Below are 16,333 nucleotides of genomic sequence, written 5' to 3'. Positions count from 1 at the left end.
GTTCGGCCCCCGGAACGGCTCTGCCCGGCCCCGCGCGGTCTGCCGCGCGCCGGACGGGGCCGACCGGCCCTGGCCCTTCGGCCCCGGGCGCTGGAGGATCTCCGTAAGAGGAGCCGCCGTCCCACGGAGAGCGGCTTGCCGAGAGAGCGCAGACGAGGAGCATGTCGATGGCGGACACCGAGCGGCCCGGCCCCGCGGACCCGATCCGGGTCTTCCTGCTGGACGACCACGAGGTCGTACGGCGCGGAGTGCGCGACCTGCTCGACGACGAGCCGGACATCACCGTCGTGGGGGAGGCGGGCACCGTGGAGCAGGCCCTCGTCAGGGTCCCCGCGCTGCGCCCCCACGTGGCGGTGCTCGACGTACGGCTGCCCGACGGCGACGGGGTGGGCGTGTGCCGGGAGCTGCGCTCCCGCATGCCGGAGCTGGCCTGTCTGATGCTGACCTCCTTCGACGACGAGGAGGCCCTGCTGGACTCGATCATGGCGGGTGCGGCCGGGTACGTGCTCAAGCAGATCCAGGGCTCCGACCTCGTCAGCGCCGTGCGCACCGTCGCCGCCGGCCAGTCCCTGCTCGACCCGAGCGCCGCGACCAAACTGATGGCGCGGCTGCGCGGCGAACAGGCCAAGGAGGAGGCGCCCGAGGCCCTGCCGGGGCTGACCGACCGCGAACGGGAGATCCTCGCCCTGATCGGTGAGGGCCTGACCAACCGCCAGATCGGACAGCGCCTCTACCTCGCCGAGAAGACGGTCAAGAACCACATCTCCCGGCTGCTCGCCAAGCTGGGCGTCGAGCGCCGCATCCAGGCGGCGGTGATCGCCACCCAGGCGCAGGACCGGCTCCGCCGGGAAGGACACTGATCCGGCACGGAGGGCGTCCGCCGCGTCGGGAAGGGTGAGGGGGCATCCGGCGGCGCCCCTGCGGCCCCGTGCCCGAGCGGTGCCCGCTACCGTGGAACGTGACCGGGGCGGCCGGCTGCCGGCGCGTCGCAAGGACCTGGAGGATCACCCGTGGACAGCCCTGACCAGGCGGAAGCCCGGGTCCGCCTGCCGCAGCTGCGGCTGGACGAGCTGCTGGAGGAACTCCAGGCCCGGCTCGACGCCGCCAGGGGCACGCGCGACCGGGTGCACAGCCTGCTCGAAGCGGTGCTCTCGGTGGGCCGCGAGCTGGACCTCGAACACGTCCTGCGCAGCATCGTGGAGGCCGCGGCCGCCCTCGTCGACGCGCGGTACGCCGCCCTCGGCGTGATCGGCCCCGACGGCAAGCGGCTCTCGGCCTTCCACACGGTCGGCGTCAGCGAGGAGCAGATCGCCAGGATCGGCCCCTACCCCGAGGGGCACGGCATCCTGGGCGAGCTGATCCGCCACCCCGAGCCCCTGCGGCTGTCCGACCTCTCCGAGCACGCCGCGTCGTACGGTTTCCCCGCGAACCACCCGCCGATGCGCACCTTCCTCGGTGTCCCCATCCGGATCCGCGACCAGGTCTTCGGCAACCTGTACCTGACCGAGAAGCGGGGCGGGGCGCAGTTCGACGAGGAGGACGAGTCGGTCCTGTCGACGCTGGCCGTGGCCGCGGGCGTCGCCATCGACAACGCCCGCCTGTACGAGCAGTCGCGGCTGCGGGAGCGCTGGCTCCAGGCGAACGCGGAGATCACCCACAGCCTGATGTCCGGCAGCGAGCGCGGCGCGGCACTCGGCCTGATCGCGGAGCGGGCCAGGGAGATCACCGGCGCGGCCCTCGTCGTACTCACCATGCCCATGCCGGACACGGACTCCCTGGTGGTCGAGCTGGCCACCGGACAGGGCGCCGAGGACCACCGGGGTCTGGTGCTGCCCATCGACGACAGCCTCACCGGCCTCGCCTTCTCCACCGCCGAGCCCGTCCGCAGTCCGGACATCACCCGGGACGCGCGCGTGTCCACCGCGGCCCCCCGCTTCACCGGGCTCGGCCCCGCGGTGGCCGTGCCCTTCGGCGCCGCCGGCGAAGGCGTACGGGGCGTGGTGCTGCTGGTGCGGCAGGCGGGCAAGGCGGTGTTCTCCGCGAAGGAGACGGAGCCGCTGCAGGGATTCGCCGCGCAGGCCGCCCTCGCCATGGAGCTGGCGGAGCGGCGCCGGGACGCCGAGCAGATCGCCGTGCTCCAGGACCGGGACCGGATCGCCCGGGACCTGCACGACCTGGCGATCCAGCGGTTGTTCGCCACCGGGATGACACTCCAGAGCGCCGGCCGGCTCATCGACAACGGCTCCGCCTCGGAGCGGGTGCTGCGGGCGGTGGACGACCTGGACGAGACCATCAAGATCATCAGGTCGACGATCTTCGGTCTCCGGGCGCGCGGCACCGCCGCCGGTGCCGGACTGCGGGGCCGCGCGGTGCGGGTCGTGGGCGAGGCGGCCCCGGTGCTGGGCTTCGCCCCCAGCCTGCGGATGGAGGGCCTGCTGGACACGGAGGTGCCCGGCAGGGTCGCCGAACACGTGGTCGCGGTGCTGTCCGAGGCCCTGACCAACGTGGCCCGGCACGCGCGCGCCGACCGGGTCGCGGTGGCCCTGGAGACCGACGGCCGCGAGGTGCGGCTGACCGTCACGGACAACGGCGTCGGCATACCGTCCGAGGGCCGGCGCAGCGGGCTGCGCAACCTGGCGGAACGCGCCACCCAGCTGGGCGGCGAGCTACGGCTCACCGGGCCCGCGGACGGCGGTACCACCCTGGAATGGCGGGTGCCCCTTCCGGACGGGGACTGAGCCCGAGGGGCCGGCGGTCAGAGCAGACCGCCGCTGCCGTACGGCGCGTACAGGTCGAGCAGCCGGATCCGGGCCGCCTGCAGCCGGTGGGCGACGACCCTGCCGACCCAGACGGCGACCGTGCGGCCGAACTCGGGGTCGCGGGCGCACATCTCCCGCATGGCGTCCGCGTCGAACTCCCAGGCTCGCACGGGGGTCGTGGCCTCACCGCCCATGTGCCACAGGTAGGGCGGGAAGTGCCAGGACCAGCCGACGAGTTCCCCGTGGCCCAGGGTCTCGATGACGGGGGGCCGGCGGCCGGGGACGCGCAGGTCGAGGCTGATGGTGCCGGTCCGGACGATCCAGAACCGGTCGGCGCGCCGTCCTTCCTCGAAGAGGCGGGTGCCCTCCGCGACGGAAACCTCCCGTGCGATCCGCATGAGGCGTTCGCGGTGGTCGCCGTGGAGGGCCGCGGACAGGGTGGTGGCAGAGGTCATCGCTCCGGCTCCTTTCATGCGGTCACCGCGGACGGACGGCGAGGGAACCGCTCGGCGGAGCGGCCGGCCCGACGGTCCGTGACCGTCGCGCGTCCGGCCGTCTCTCGCCGTTCTCTTCGGGTGCACGCCGGGGGCTGTTGAGTCCAGGGTCCCGCCGACCGGCACCGGACACCAGGGACCACCCGGTCCTCGCCATGGGCCGATCGGCCCCGATGCCTCACGCGCCGCCGAGGACCACGACGGCCAGCGGCCGCTCGCCCACCGGGAGCCGGGTCACCCCGCCGGTGCCGACGTCGACGACGCTCAGGCCGTTCCAGTAGCCGTCGCGGGTGAAGCCGCCCGAGACGTAGGCGGTGCGGCCGTCGGCCGACAGGGCCACGGTCTCGTGCGGGCCGTCCAGGGGGATGACCCGTTCGTCGCCGTCGGGCCTGCGAACGGTCAGGGACGGACCGTCGTCCTCGGACGGGTCGATCGGGCCGGTGCCCACCACGTAGAGAGTGCCGTCGGCGCCGGCCGTGACGCCGTGCTGGTGGGTGTTGGCGGTCATCTCCTCGATGCGGACCCGCCCGGTGCCGGGATCGACGACCGCCAGGCGCTCGCCCTCGAAGGGCAGCAGCAGAGCACCGTCGGAGGGGCGTACGGCGGTGTAGTGGGGCTTGAGCCAGGAGCCGAGACCGCCCTCGGTGCCGTACGGGGCGACCTCGATGCGGCGTGCGGTCCAGTCGCCGGTGTCGACGACGCTCACGTCGAAGGAGTCGTGGTTGGTGGCGTAGACGTGCCGCCCGTCGCGCGACACGTCGACGTCGAAGGGCCGGCGGCCGACCGGGACGACCCGTGTCACCTCCCGCCGCCGCGTGTCGACGACCTCCAGGGTGCCCTTGCCGCCGGGGACGTTGACCCCGACGTAGACGCGGCTGCCGTCGGGGGACAGGGCGATGCCCATGCCGCCGCCCCGGTACTCGCCGGTCGTCACGGGGCCCGTGTCCGTCCGGTAGGGGATGAGGGCGGTGCGTTCGCGGGTGCGGGTGTCCACCGCGGCCACGCCCTCCGCGGTCGCCACCCACGCCGTGCCGTCGTCGCCCAGGGCGATCCCGTACGGTGCCGTCCCGACCCGTACCGAGCCGAGGTCGGCCGCAGCGCCCCGGGCGGCGGGGTCGACGAAGGTGACGGTGTCGGCGCCGAAGTCCGTGACCAGCAGGGCGCCCTCCGGTGTGCGCGCCGAGGCGCCGCCGGAGTCCTGCGTGCGGCCGGCGGTGCCCGAGGAAGGGGCGGACACCGCGGGCGCGGTCCGGTCCTCGCCGGCGTCCGACGCGCATCCGGCCAGCGCCGCGGTGACGGCGGCCAGCGCGGCGAGGCGGCCCCCGGGGGAACGCCGGTTCACCGCCGCCCACCCTCTTCGCCGGCCCCGCCGTCGCGTGACTCGGCCCGCCGCAGCAGGTCCGCGATGGCCCCGAAGCCCCTGCGCTCGGCATGGGCCCGGGCCGTGACACCGTCACCGTCCGGCAGCGAGGGGTCGGCGCCCGCGTCGAGCAGGGCCGCCACGACGTCCAGGTGCGTACGGTCGCCGTCGCCGAGGACGACCGCTTCGAGGAGCGCCGTCCAGCCGAGCCGGTTGACGTGGTCGACGTCGATGTCCGTCTCCGCGAGCACGGCCCGGACGTAGGCCACGTGGCCGCGTTCGCTCGCCGGGATGACCGAGACGCCGCCGAAGCGGTTGGTGAGCGTGACGTCCGGCCCGCCGGGCAGCAGGGCCCGCATCATCGCGACGCTGCCCGTGACCCCGGTGACCAGCCACGCGCTGTCGTCGCGCGCGTCCTGCGCGTTGACGTCCGCGCCGGCCGAGACCAGCACCTCGGCGACCGCGACCCGGTCGGCCAGGGCCGCCCGCAGCAGCGGTGTGCGGCCCTGTTCGTCGCGCAGTTCCCGGTCGGCACCGGCCCGCAACGCGGCCCGGACGGCGTCGGCGTCGCCGCGGCGAACGGCGTCCGACAGCGTGCGGTCGGCGGGGGTGGGAGGCTTTGCGGTCATGGTCGGACGGCTCCGCGGGTCGGTGACAGGTGCCTCCAGTCTGGGCCCGCCGGACACCGGCGCGGGTCCACGCACCGGCTCCTGCGCGGCTGCCGGACGGACGACGCCCTTGTCGTCCGATCGGACGACCCGCCGCCCCTCGACGGTCCGTTGACCGGCCGCACCGTCGACCGGCCCGTCGATCGGCCGCGCCATTGACCGGCCCGTCGATCGGCCGCACCACTGACCGGTCCGTCGACCCGCCGCACCATCCATCGGTTCGTTGACCCGCCGTACGACCAGCCGGTCCGCCGACCCGCCGTACCGTCCGCTGGTCCGCCGGCCCACCGCCCGTCCGTTGATCCGGTGGACCCGCCGCACCGCCGCACCGCCGCACCGCCCACCGGTCCGTCGACCTGCCGTCCGCCCGCGCGAATCGCCGGTCAGTCGAGGCGCCGGTCAGCCCTCCCGTTCCCGGTCAGCCGACCGGAAACGGCAGCCGCGCCGCCAAGGTGCCCAGCGCGGCCGTCTCCGCCGCGGTCGGCGCACGCCGTCCGGTGCCGATCAGCAGCGCGTCCCGGTCGGTGAACGACGCGGGAAACGTCGCCGCGACGACCCCTTCCAGCAGCTCCCGCGAGCGCCTGAGCCCTTCCGCCGGCGGTCCGGCCGCGTCCGGGACGTGCGCGATCAGGTCCAGATGGTGCAGCGTCCACTCCAGGACGTACGCCGAGAGGTAGTCGCCCGCCGTGAGCACCTGGTCCTGGGTGCCGACCCGGCCGGCGGGATCCGCGAGCGCGGCGGCCCGCCCGGCGGCGGAACCGACGTCGTCCAGGTGGAATTTGAGCAGCCCCGGCTGCTCGTAGGCGGCGGCCAGCCGGACGGTCAGCGCGTCGAGCGGGTCGTCCCCCGTCGGGGGCTCGACGACTCGCCAGTAGGTCACCGCGTTCCGGGTCGGCTCCCCGGCGGAAGGGGTGGCCAGGGTGATCAGGACGTCCTGGGCGTCGATGACCAGGTGGCACACCAGGTCACGGACGAGCCACCCGGTGCAGCCGGACGGACGGGCGAAGTCATCGTCGGAGAGGTCGGCGACCGCGGCGAGCAACGCCGACCAGGAACGGGAGAAGGCATCCACGCCCGACAGCCAACACCACCGCCCGCCCCCCGCGCGACCGGATTCGCGGTGTCACCGGACGCCGCCGCGAGGACGGCGCCCGCCGTGGCCGGCGCTCGGGAACGGCGCCCGCAGGGATCAGCTCTCGGGAACCTTGACCCAGTCGAGCGTGCGCTCCACCGCCATCTTCCAGCCCGCGTACCCCTTCGCGCGCTGCTCCTCGGACCACTGGGGCTCCCAGCGCCTGGACTCGCTCCAGTGGGTGCGCAGTTCGTCGGTGTCCCGCCAGAAGCCCGTGGCCAGCCCCGCCGCGTAGGCAGCGCCCAGGGCGGTGGTCTCCGCGACGACGGGACGGCTGACGGGGACGCCGAGGACGTCCGCCTGGATCTGCATGCAGAGGTCGTTGGCGGTCACACCGCCGTCGACCCGCAGCACGTCCAGGTGGACCGAGGAGTCCTGCTCCATGGCCTCGACGACGTCGCGGCTCTGGTAGCAGATGGACTCCAGCGTCGCCCGGGCCAGATGAGCGTTGTCGTTGTACCGGGCGAGGCCGACGATCGCGCCCCGGGCGTCGGAGCGCCAGTACGGGGCGAAGAGGCCGGAGAAGGCGGGGACGAAGTACATGCCGCCGTTGTCCTCGACGGTGCGCGCGAGTTCCTCGCTCTCGGCCGCGGTCTTGATGATCTTCATCTGGTCGCGCAGCCACTGCACGGCGGACCCGGTCACCGCGATGGAGCCCTCCAGCGCGTAGACCGGCGGGTTGTCGCCGAACTGGTAGGCCACGGTGGTGAGCAGGCCGTGCTGGGAGCGGACCAGTTCGGTGCCGGTGTTGAGGACCAGGAAGTTGCCGGTGCCGTAGGTGTTCTTGGCCTCGCCGGGGGAGAAGCAGACCTGGCCGACGGTCGCCGCGTGCTGGTCGCCCAGGACCCCGGTGATGGGAACGGCGGCGCGCAGCGGCCGGGAGGTCCGGGTCGTACCGTACGCCTCCGGGTGCGAGGAGGGATTGATCGTGGGCAGCATGCTGCGCGGGATGCCGAAGAAGCCGAGCAGTTCGTCGTCCCAGTCGAGCGTCTCCAGGTCCATCAGCATGGTCCGGCTCGCGTTGGTCACGTCGGTGGCGTGGATGCCGCCGTCCGGGCCGCCGGTCAGGTTCCACAGGACCCAGCAGTCCGTGTTGCCGAACACCGCGTGTCCCTGTTCCGCCGCCTCACGGACGCCGTCGACGTTCTCCAGGATCCACTGGATCTTCCCGGCGGAGAAGTACGTCGCCGGCGGCAGCCCGGCCTTGCGGCGGATGACGTCGCCGCGGCCCGACCGCTCCAGATTCGCCGCGATGGCGTCGGTGCGGGTGTCCTGCCAGACGATGGCGTTGTAGTAGGGACGGCCGGTGCGCGGGTCCCAGACCACCGTGGTCTCCCGCTGGTTGGTGATGCCGATGGCCGCCAGGTCGGTCCCCGACAGACCGCCGTTGCGCAGGGCGTTCTGCATCACCGAGTTGGTGCGCTCCCAGATCTCCACCGGGTCGTGCTCCACCCACCCGGAGCGGGGGAGGATCTGCTCGTGCTCCAGCTGGTGCTTCGCGACCTCGTTGCCCCCGTGGTCGAAGATCATGAACCGGGTGCTGGTGGTCCCCTGGTCCACCGCGCCGATGAAGTCCGCCATGTTCGCTCCGTCTCTCCGGCCGGTGTCGGTCCTGGTTCGGGCACCTCCTCGGACAGACTAGGACGGGTTACGGCAAACCGCACATAAAGCGCATGGGGGGCGCCGTGGCCGCCGGTGACGGCGGCGCCGCCGTCACCGGCGGGTGGATCAGGGCGCGATCGGCAGCCGGCGCTTGTGGTCGGTCTGCCGGTAACGGGTGACGATCGTCTGGAAGGTCTCCTCCTTCACCGGCTTGCCCTCCAGGAAGTCGTCGATCTCGTCGTAGGTGACTCCCAGCGCGTCCTCGTCGGCCTTGCCGGGGTCGAGGGTCTCCAGATCGGCCGTCGGAACCTTCCCCACCAGCTCGGCGGGGGCGCCCAGCGCCTCCGCGACGGCGCGCACGCGGCGCTTGGTGAGACCCGTCAGCGGTACGACGTCGGCGGCGCCGTCGCCGAACTTGGTGAAGAAGCCGGAGACCGCCTCGGCCGCGTGGTCGGTGCCGACGACCAGGCCGCCGTGTGCACCGGCCACGGCGTACTGCGCGATCATGCGCTGCCGGGCCTTGATGTTGCCCTGCACGAAGTCCTGGTGGTGGGCGTCGCGGAAGGCCACGTCGGCGGCGAGCAGGGCGTCGAGCGCCGCGTCGCTGGCGGGCTTGATGTCCACGGTCAGCACGTGGTCCGGCTGGATGAACGAGAGCGCCAGCTGGGCGTCGTGCTCGTCCGCCTGGACCCCGTGCGGCAGCCGCATCGCGTAGAAACGGGCTTCGTGCCCGGCGGCGCGGGCCCGCTCCACGGCGAGCTGGCACAGCCGGCCCGCGGTGGTCGAGTCGACCCCGCCGCTGATGCCGAGCACGAGGGCGCGCAGACCGGTGGAGGTCAGCCGCTCGGCGAGGAAGGCCACTCGGCGCTCGATCTCCTCTTCGGCGTCGAAGGTCTCCGCGACCTCCAGCTCCCGGGCGATCTCCTTCTGCAGGGCGATGGACGCCGGCTCGCTCAATTCCGCTCCTTGTTCGACGGGCAGGGTGTTTCCGGTTTCAGCCTACCCAGAGGCGCCCGCGCCACCGGCCCGCCCACCGGATCCGTGGAACGGGCGGTGCGGGGCGGCCCTGAGCGACCGCCCCGCACGGCGTGCATCAGTGCAGCGGTTCGACCCGGATGTCGCGGAACCGGACCTTGTTGCCGTGGTCCTGGAGCCGGATCGCCCCGGCGGCCGGAGTCTCGGCCCGGCCCGCCGCGGTGTGCCCGTCGAGTGCGACGTCGTCGTGGACCGTCCGGCCGTTCCACACCACCGTCACCCGCGCGTCGGCGGTCTTGGCGCCGTTCTCGTCGAAGCGGGCGGCACGGAAGACGATGTCGTACGTCTGCCAGGTCTCCGGGGCCGTCGCCGCGTTGGTGTCGGGTGCCTTCTTCAGATAGATCGCCCCGGCCTCGTTGGTGTCCGGGGTGGTGTCGCCGTAGGAGTCGAGGATCTGCAGCTCGTAGCGGTCCTGGAGGTAGATTCCGCTGTTGCCGCGGTCCTGGCCGGTCACGTCGTCCGGCAGCAGCGGCACCCGGAACTCCAGGTGCAGCCTGAAGTCCTGGTAGGCGTCCTTGGTGCGGATGTCGCCGCAGCACACCTCCATCGACCGCTCCTCGGTCAGCGGCCAGGCCACCTTCCGTCCGTCCGTGTGCTGCCACTGCTCCTGCGAGGCGGCGGTGCCGTCGAACAGGGCGACCCGGGCGCCTTGACGGTGCACGGTGATCAGGTCGAGGTTGACGTGTCCGGTGTCGCCGGGGTCGTAGCGGTAGGAGACCGTGTTGTGGCCGGCGCGCAGCCGCACGCTCTCGGTCCGCGTGGACCAGGTGTCCCAGTCCCCGGTCGAGGGCAACAGGGTCTGGCGCACCTTCTCCCCGTTGGCGTAGAGGGAGAGCGACTTGGTGCCCTGGAAGGGGTTCGGGCCGTTGGAGTAGCGCAGGTTCACGTCGTAGGTGCCGGGCCTCGGCACGGTCACGTCGAAGGTCGTGGTGACCTTGCCCTCGGTGGCGTAGCGGTCGACGAACCCGCTGCCGGAGTAGCCGACGTGGTCGGTGTTGACGCCCGCCCTCCCGGTGAGGCGCGCCTCCTCGGCCTCGTACAGCGTCGCGGCGGGCGGCTGCTTGCCGGGCATCTCGTTGAGCGTGTACCAGGCCTCGGTGCTCCACAGCGTCTCGCCGGAGGCCGAGGCGAAGGGGCGCGGGGAGCGCACGTGCACGACGCGGTCCGGCTTCAGGCCGTCCAGCCGCAGCCGGACGGTGCGGCCGTCGTCCGAGAGCGTCGCGGACCGTACGGTCAGCTCCTCCTCGGCGATCTTCGGGCCGCCGTAGTCGGACGTCGGCGTGTAGCGCCACTGCTCGGCCTCGTAGCCGGCCACCAGGCCGGCGGCCGTCTCCTCGGACACCGGCTGGGTGTACGTCAGGTCGAAGCCGCCCGGCACCGCCCGCATCTTCTGGATGTCGAAGGTGTTGCCGCCGTTCGGCGTCAGCTTCTGCAGACCGAACTTCAGCTTGCCCGCCTGGCCCCAGTTCCCGTCGGCGCCGAGACCACCGGTGTAGATCGCGCCGTCGGGGCCCAGCGAGACCCGGTTGACGCCCGCCTCCAGGCCCTGGGTGTAGCGGAAGACGGCGCCCTGGTACTGGCCCTTCACCTTCTCCAGGTAGGCGCGCTGCAGCCCGCCGTAGGTGACGTCGCCGATCAGCATCTGGCCCGCGAACCTGCCCTTGGTCAGGTACAGCGGGGTGGAGGGCGAGTTGCCGATCTCGTTCTGCGGCAGCCACAGCACCGGCTCGGTGACGGGGGAGTCCTCGAAGGGCCCGGCGGGTTCGGTGTAGTGGTTGAAGAAGCGGTCCTGCTTGATCTGGACGAGCTTCGAGGCGGGCAGCCAGCCGCCCTGGTTGTCGGTGGCGAACAGACTGCCGCCCGGCCCCCAGCCGATGCCGTTCGGGGTGCGCAACCCGCCCGCGATCGGCGTGATCTTCCCCGTCTTCTTACTGACCCTGTACGTCGTCCCGCGGTTCGGCGCGGGCTGCGGGGTGGTGGTCGCGCCGCCGAGGTCGATGGCGACGGAGAGGTTCACGTAGAAGTAGCCGTCGCGGTAGAGCAGCCCGAACGCGAACTCGTGGAAGTTGCCGCCGTACGGCCAGGTGGCGACCGTGCGGTACTCGTCGGTCACGTCGTCGCCGTCGCTGTCGACCAGCCGGGTCAGCTCGTGCTTCTGCGAGACGTAGAGCGAGCCGTCGACGTACTTGATGCCCATGGGCTCGCGCAGCCCGCTCGCCACCTTCTCCACGGTCACCTTGTCGCGGCTGGTGTCACCGGTGACGTTGTCCAGGAGGTACACCTCTCCGGCAACGTTGTCGGTGCCGCCCCAGGTGCTGATCGCCAGGCGGCCGTCGGGCAGCCAGTCCATGCCGGTGACCTGCGGTTCGAAGCCCTCGGGGCGCAGGTCGGTGAGGTCGAGGTCGGGGCGCACGGAGGTGAGCGGCAGACCGTCGCCGGGGGTGTCGCGCCCGGCCTCGCACTCCTTGCGGCCCGGCGCCGTCACCCGCACGACCCCGGCGTCGGTGCTCAGCGCCTCGGTGGGTACGACGGCGAACGCGCTCTCGCCCGGCGGCATCCAGGACAGCTGGAGCTGCTGGCCGCCGCCGCGGTCGAAGTGCTCGATGCGCAGCGGGTGCGCGCCCGCGGTGAGCTCGACCGTTCCGTCCTTGGGCTCCGCGCCGTGCAGTCCGTCGTGGTCGATCACCGTGGCGCCGTCGAGGGTCAGCCGGGAGCCGTCATCGCTGACCAGCCGGAACACATAGGTGCCGTCCCGAGGGGCGGTCAGGTAACCGGACGCCTCGGAGACGAAGTTGTCGGCGATGCCGCCGAAGTCGGACGTGGTGGACCAGTCCACCGTCGGCATCAGCTTGTCGTGGTTGGGGGTCTGGCCCGGTTTGAGGGTGCACAGTTCGTCGAGGGGCGTCTGGACGTCGAACACGCGCAGCGTGACGCCGGGTTCCTGCGGCGGGACGTCGGCGGGGGCCGCCGGGGAGGCCGAGGCCGCCGGAGCCGCCCAGACACCACCGATCGAGACGGCCGACGTCAGCAGGAGGATGAGGTGTCTTCGGGCACGCGACAACAACCGTGGGCGCATTGGTCCTCCGGAAGGTGGGGACCGGACCGTGCCGGAAATCGCTCCGGTCTTGTGCGGTGGGACGGGTGTTCCGCCGTCAAGGTAGGAGACTTCCGCTTGGCATGTCCATACTTTGTCATCGGTGTGTGCAAAGTTCCGGACGGTCAGCGGCCCCTGCGCACCCGGGCCGCCGCGCGGGCCTCCGCCGCCTTGCGTGCCTCGGACGCCTTGCGCGATCCCTTGGCGGCGCGGCCCGGGCGGGTGCCCATCCCGCGGAAGGGCGCGTTTCCGGCCTCCTTGCCCTGGCCGGCCGGCGGCCGCCTGGCGCCGGTGAGGTCCGTGAGCTTCTGCTCGCCGGAGCGCACCGGCGTGACCGTCGGCCGGATCCCGGCCTCGGACATCATCCGGTTCACCTCGCGCCGCTGGTCGGGGGTGACGAGCGTGACCACGCTCCCCGCCCGGCCGGCGCGCGCCGTGCGTCCGCCGCGGTGCGTGTAGTCCTTGGCCTCGGCCGGCGGATCGACGTTGACGACCAGGTCGAGATCGTCGACGTGGATGCCCCGCGCCGCGACGTTGGTGGCCACCAGCACGGTGACCCCGCCGTCCGCGAACCGGGCGAGGGTGTGGGTGCGCTGCGGCTGCGACTTCCCGCTGTGCAGGGCGGCCGCGGACACCCCGGCGGCGCGCAGGTGCCGGGTGAAGCGGTCGACGCCGGCCTTGGTGTCGAGGAACATCAGCACCCGGCCGTCGCGGGCGGCGATCTCGGTCGCGGTCGCGTACCTGTCGGCGGGGTGGACGAGCAGTACGTGATGCTCCATCGTCGTCACCGAGGCCGACGCCGGGTCGACCGAGACGTGGACCGGGTCGTGGAGGTGGTCGCGCACCAGCTGGTCGACGTCGTGGTCGAGGGTGGCCGAGAACAGCAGCCGCTGGCCGTCGGAGGGCACCTGGTCGAGGATGCCGGAGACCTGTGGCAGGAACCCCATGTCGCACATCTGGTCGGCCTCGTCCAGCACCGTGATCCGCACGCGGTTCAGGTGGCAGTCCCGGCGGGTCACCAGATCGGCCAGCCGCCCGGGCGTCGCGACGACCACTTCGGCGCCGGCGCGCAGCGCCTCGACCTGCCGGTTGATCGACAGACCGCCGACGACCGTCGTCAGACGCACGTCCAGTGCCCGCGCGTACGGCGTCAGCGCCTCGCTCACCTGCTGGGCCAGTTCCCGGGTCGACACCAGGACGAGGGCAAGCGGCCGCTTCGACTCCGCGCGCCGGCCGGCGGTCCTGGTGAGCAGGGGCAGCCCGAAGGCCAGCGTCTTGCCGGACCCGGTCCGCGCCCGGCCGAGGACGTCCCGCCCGGCCAGCGCGTCGGGCAGGGTGGCCGCCTGGATCGGGAACGGCTCCGTCACCCCGAGGCCGGTCATCGTCTCCACCAGCGCCGGTGGCAGCCCGAGGGCGTCGAAGGATGCGGTCGGCTTCGCGTTCATGGGGGGACCTTTCTGATCAGCCGCCCGGAACGCGACCGGGTCCGTACCCCTCGGTACGGACCCGGGCGCCTCAAAACGTGGCGCCATTTTACCAGCGCGGACCCCGGGGCCGGTTTCACCGGCGCGGGCCCGGCCCCGGGGCCGGCCGACTGCGCCGAGCACCGTCCCGACGGCTCAGCGCGCTCCTTCCGACTCCGGGGCTGAGCCGCGCCGCGCCGCCCGGACGCGGCGGTGGCTCCACACGAGCAGGGCGAACAGCACGAAGCCGGAGATGATCAGACTCGCCCCGGTCGCCCACCCGGAGTACGGCAGCTCGGGAACGAGGCCCCACACCACCCCGGCGGCCATCAGGAACAGCCCCACCAGCACCGAGCCCGCGATCCGCCACCCGGAGGCGACGCTCTCCTCCGCCGCGCGCATCGCCCGGACACGGACCGGGGCCACGAACCGGTCCAGGGCCGGAACGGCGCGCGCCAGCAGCACCACCCCGGCGAACACGAGCAGCAGGCCCGGCCCGGGCAGCACCAGCAGGGCGACGCCGATCAGCAGCAGGACGGCCCCGAGGACGCCGAGGGCGGTCCGCCGGATCGACTCGACACCCCGCGCCATGGCGCCCCACTCTCCTGCGGTCGGGAAAGAACTCCGCTTCCGTCGGCGTGCCCAACCTTAGGCAGCAATCGGCGCGCGGGCGATTCCGGCGCGGACCCGGGGGCGGGGACCCCGCGAGGAGTCCGCGGGCCGTTCCGCCCGCCCTGTCCGTCAATGCCCCCTGTGGGACGGGCAGTTGTGGGCACGCCCCATCGACGTGCGGGGACTTCGCTGCTAGACCTGCACCACCCGTACCACCTGCACCCGCCTTACAAGGAGGAGCATGTGAGACCACGTCGCGCGGCCGTGCGAACCGCATCGGCACTCGTCGCCGCCCTCGCCCTGACCGCCGGACTCGGCGGCACCGCCGTCGCGGCGCACGAGGCGGAGGCCGGGCCGGCCGTCACCGGGACCGGCCCCGTCACGCACGAGCAGAACGACCGCGTTCCGGAGGGCTCGGTCTGGACCCAGCACTACTTCCCGTCCTCCGACCGCTCCGGCACCCGCCTCCACGCCGACGTCCTGCTCCCCGAGGGGCTGAAGCGGAAGGAGAAGGTGCCGGTCATCCTGTCGATCGGCCCGTACTTCGCCCACGCGGGCCAGACCGGCCCCGAGGGCTGGACGCACACCGGGCCCTCCGCCCGCTTCCAGGACTTCATCGAGGGCACCGACCTGTTCGACCGGGGCTACGCCTTCGTCATGGTGGACCTGCGCGGCTTCGGCGGCTCCACCGGCTGCCTGGACTGGGGCGGACCCGGCGAACAGGCCGACGTGAAGGCCGCGATCGACTGGGCGGCGAAGCAGCCGTGGTCCACCGGCGCGGTCGGCATGTACGGCAAGTCGTACGACGCCGTCACCGGCCTCATCGGCAACAACCTGGACCAGCGCGCGCTCAAGGCCGTCGTGGCCCAGGAGCCCCTGTGGGACATGTACCAGTACATCTACTCCAACGGGGTGCCCCGCCCGAACGTGACCGGGACCGCCGGCGCGTACAACTCCATCGCCTCGATGCCCCCGATGGCGGACGACGACCCCCGGTACCGGGCCGCCGCGCGCTACGAGGAGAGCCACCCGGAGTGCCTGACGGAGAACTCGGCCGGCTACCGGATATCCGACCAGTCGGACGAGCACTGGACCTCCCGCGACCTGGCGAGGATGGCCAGGGGCAGCGACACCCCGCTCTTCGTCACACAGGGCTTCATCGAGAACAACACCAAGCCCGAGGAGATGGAGGAGTACCTCGACAACCACCGCGGCCCCGAGCGCGGCTGGCTGGGCCAGTGGGACCACGTGCGCGGCGGCGACCGCGTCGGGGACGGACGCCTGGCCATGGGCCGTGAGGGCTGGTACGAGGAGACCCTGTCCTTCTACGACCAGTACCTGAAGGGCATCAGGCCGACCGTGCGATACCCGGCCTACGCCGTCGAGGACTCCACCGGCGCCTGGCGGGCCCAGCGCACGTGGCCCGTCGGCGAGCGGTCGGTCACCGTACCGCTCGGCGGCGGCTCCTACGTGGACGACGGCGGCGCGTCCGCCCGCGCGGCCCTGACCGCGTCCGGCAGACCGGCACCGAAGGCACCGCCGCAGCCGACCGGCGAGTGGGACATGGAGAACGCGCCCGCGACCGAGCAGCGGACCCCGCCCGGGCTGGCCGCGGAAGCGGCGCAGCGGCAGCGCGCCGGTGAGGTCGCCTCCAGCTTCTTCGTCTGGTCGAAGCCGCTGCGCAAGGAGACCCGCGTCACCGGAACCCCGCAGGTGTCCCTGACGGCCCGCGGCGAGGGCAACGTCATGCTCAAGCTGTACGACGTCGCCCCGGACGGCACCGCCGTCATGTTCGACGAGCAGGTCTCCCTGGTGAAGTCCGGCCGGATGAGCGTCGACCTGAAGGCGACCGACTGGACCCTGGCCGCCGGGCACGTCCTGGCCGTGGAGATCGGGTCCATCCAGACCGGCTCCTGGCGCGACACGCCCTCCGGCGAAACCGTCGAGGTGAGGGGAGCGAAGCTGCGGCTCGCCCTGGACGACCCGGCCGACGACGTCGCCACCCCCGGCGACCGGTCGCCGTATCTGGACACGTACCTGCGCCAGTACACGGTGAACCTGCCGGCCGGTCCGGGCACATTCTCGGTGGTTCCGGGCGGCCGGCCGTGACAAGC

12 protein-coding genes are annotated in these 16,333 nt (G+C 73.0%); 3 read left to right on the top strand and 9 right to left on the bottom strand.

What is annotated here, in order from left to right; all coding sequences use genetic code 11:
* The first annotated feature begins 167 nt into the window (after positions 1-167).
* Positions 168-860, top strand: a complete 693-nt coding sequence (locus tag D1J63_RS01110; protein WP_102929907.1) for a response regulator transcription factor — start codon at positions 168-170, stop codon at positions 858-860.
* 150 nt (positions 861-1,010) lie between these two features.
* Complete coding sequence (locus tag D1J63_RS01105) at positions 1,011-2,738, top strand: GAF domain-containing protein (RefSeq protein WP_125627314.1); 1,728 nt, start codon at positions 1,011-1,013, stop codon at positions 2,736-2,738.
* A 17-nt stretch (positions 2,739-2,755) separates the two neighbouring features.
* Here the strand turns inward: D1J63_RS01105 and D1J63_RS01100 are convergent, their stop codons facing one another.
* The 9 genes from D1J63_RS01100 to D1J63_RS01060 all read right to left on the bottom strand — a co-directional run bounded on the left by D1J63_RS01100 (position 2,756) and on the right by D1J63_RS01060 (position 14,198).
* Positions 2,756-3,214, bottom strand: coding sequence for a cyclic nucleotide-binding domain-containing protein (locus tag D1J63_RS01100; protein WP_102929905.1), 459 nt, complete (start codon positions 3,212-3,214; stop codon positions 2,756-2,758).
* Between the two features lie 217 nt (positions 3,215-3,431).
* Positions 3,432-4,595 (bottom strand): YncE family protein, encoded by a 1,164-nt coding sequence (locus D1J63_RS01095; protein ID WP_125627313.1) that lies wholly within the window; start codon positions 4,593-4,595, stop codon positions 3,432-3,434.
* Entirely contained in the window at positions 4,592-5,242 is a 651-nt protein-coding gene (locus D1J63_RS01090) for an ankyrin repeat domain-containing protein (RefSeq protein WP_125627312.1), read from the bottom strand. The genes D1J63_RS01095 and D1J63_RS01090 overlap by 4 nt, the downstream gene beginning before the upstream one ends.
* A 457-nt stretch (positions 5,243-5,699) precedes the next feature.
* Entirely contained in the window at positions 5,700-6,353 is a 654-nt protein-coding gene (locus D1J63_RS01085; protein WP_125627311.1) for a maleylpyruvate isomerase N-terminal domain-containing protein, read from the bottom strand.
* A gap of 117 nt (positions 6,354-6,470) precedes the next feature.
* The gene (glpK, locus tag D1J63_RS01080) at positions 6,471-7,994 is read right to left on the bottom strand and encodes a glycerol kinase GlpK (protein WP_102930440.1); all 1,524 of its coding nucleotides are present in this window, start codon (positions 7,992-7,994) and stop codon (positions 6,471-6,473) included.
* A gap of 147 nt (positions 7,995-8,141) precedes the next feature.
* Positions 8,142-8,972, bottom strand: a complete 831-nt coding sequence (gene nadE / locus D1J63_RS01075) for an ammonia-dependent NAD(+) synthetase (RefSeq protein WP_125627310.1) — start codon at positions 8,970-8,972, stop codon at positions 8,142-8,144.
* Between the two features lie 136 nt (positions 8,973-9,108).
* Positions 9,109-12,126, bottom strand: a complete 3,018-nt coding sequence (locus D1J63_RS01070) for a family 16 glycoside hydrolase (RefSeq protein ID WP_125627309.1) — start codon at positions 12,124-12,126, stop codon at positions 9,109-9,111.
* Positions 12,127-12,269: 143 nt separating this feature from the next.
* Positions 12,270-13,589: a DEAD/DEAH box helicase gene (locus D1J63_RS01065; protein ID WP_125627308.1), complete on the bottom strand. Its 1,320-nt coding sequence runs from the start codon at positions 13,587-13,589 to the stop codon at positions 12,270-12,272.
* A gap of 174 nt (positions 13,590-13,763) precedes the next feature.
* The gene (locus D1J63_RS01060; RefSeq protein WP_125627307.1) at positions 13,764-14,198 is read right to left on the bottom strand and encodes a PGPGW domain-containing protein; all 435 of its coding nucleotides are present in this window, start codon (positions 14,196-14,198) and stop codon (positions 13,764-13,766) included.
* 264 nt (positions 14,199-14,462) lie between these two features.
* Here D1J63_RS01060 and D1J63_RS01055 point away from each other — a divergent pair, with 264 nt between their 5' ends.
* Entirely contained in the window at positions 14,463-16,328 is a 1,866-nt protein-coding gene (locus tag D1J63_RS01055) for a CocE/NonD family hydrolase (RefSeq protein ID WP_164712676.1), read from the top strand.
* Positions 16,329-16,333 lie beyond the last annotated feature (5 nt).

The organism is Streptomyces sp. KPB2 (assembly GCF_003950055.1).
Taxonomy (GTDB): Bacteria; Actinomycetota; Actinomycetes; order Streptomycetales; family Streptomycetaceae; genus Streptomyces; species Streptomyces salinarius.
The sequence above is the reverse complement of the archived record's forward strand: the minus strand, read 5'-3'. Positions and strand labels throughout refer to the sequence as shown.

Excerpts from the sequence above, each read along its gene's own strand:
- D1J63_RS01110 (WP_102929907.1), top strand. The coding sequence starts at position 168 with ATGGCGGACACCGAGCGGCCCGGCCCCGCGGACCCGATCCGGGTCTTC.
- D1J63_RS01100 (WP_102929905.1), bottom strand. The coding sequence starts at position 3,214 with ATGACCTCTGCCACCACCCTGTCCGCGGCCCTCCACGGCGACCACCGC.
- D1J63_RS01090 (WP_125627312.1), bottom strand. The coding sequence starts at position 5,242 with ATGACCGCAAAGCCTCCCACCCCCGCCGACCGCACGCTGTCGGACGCC.
- glpK (WP_102930440.1), bottom strand. The coding sequence starts at position 7,994 with ATGGCGGACTTCATCGGCGCGGTGGACCAGGGGACCACCAGCACCCGG.
- D1J63_RS01070 (WP_125627309.1), bottom strand. The coding sequence starts at position 12,126 with ATGCGCCCACGGTTGTTGTCGCGTGCCCGAAGACACCTCATCCTCCTG.
- D1J63_RS01065 (WP_125627308.1), bottom strand. The coding sequence starts at position 13,589 with ATGAACGCGAAGCCGACCGCATCCTTCGACGCCCTCGGGCTGCCACCG.
- D1J63_RS01060 (WP_125627307.1), bottom strand. The coding sequence starts at position 14,198 with ATGGCGCGGGGTGTCGAGTCGATCCGGCGGACCGCCCTCGGCGTCCTC.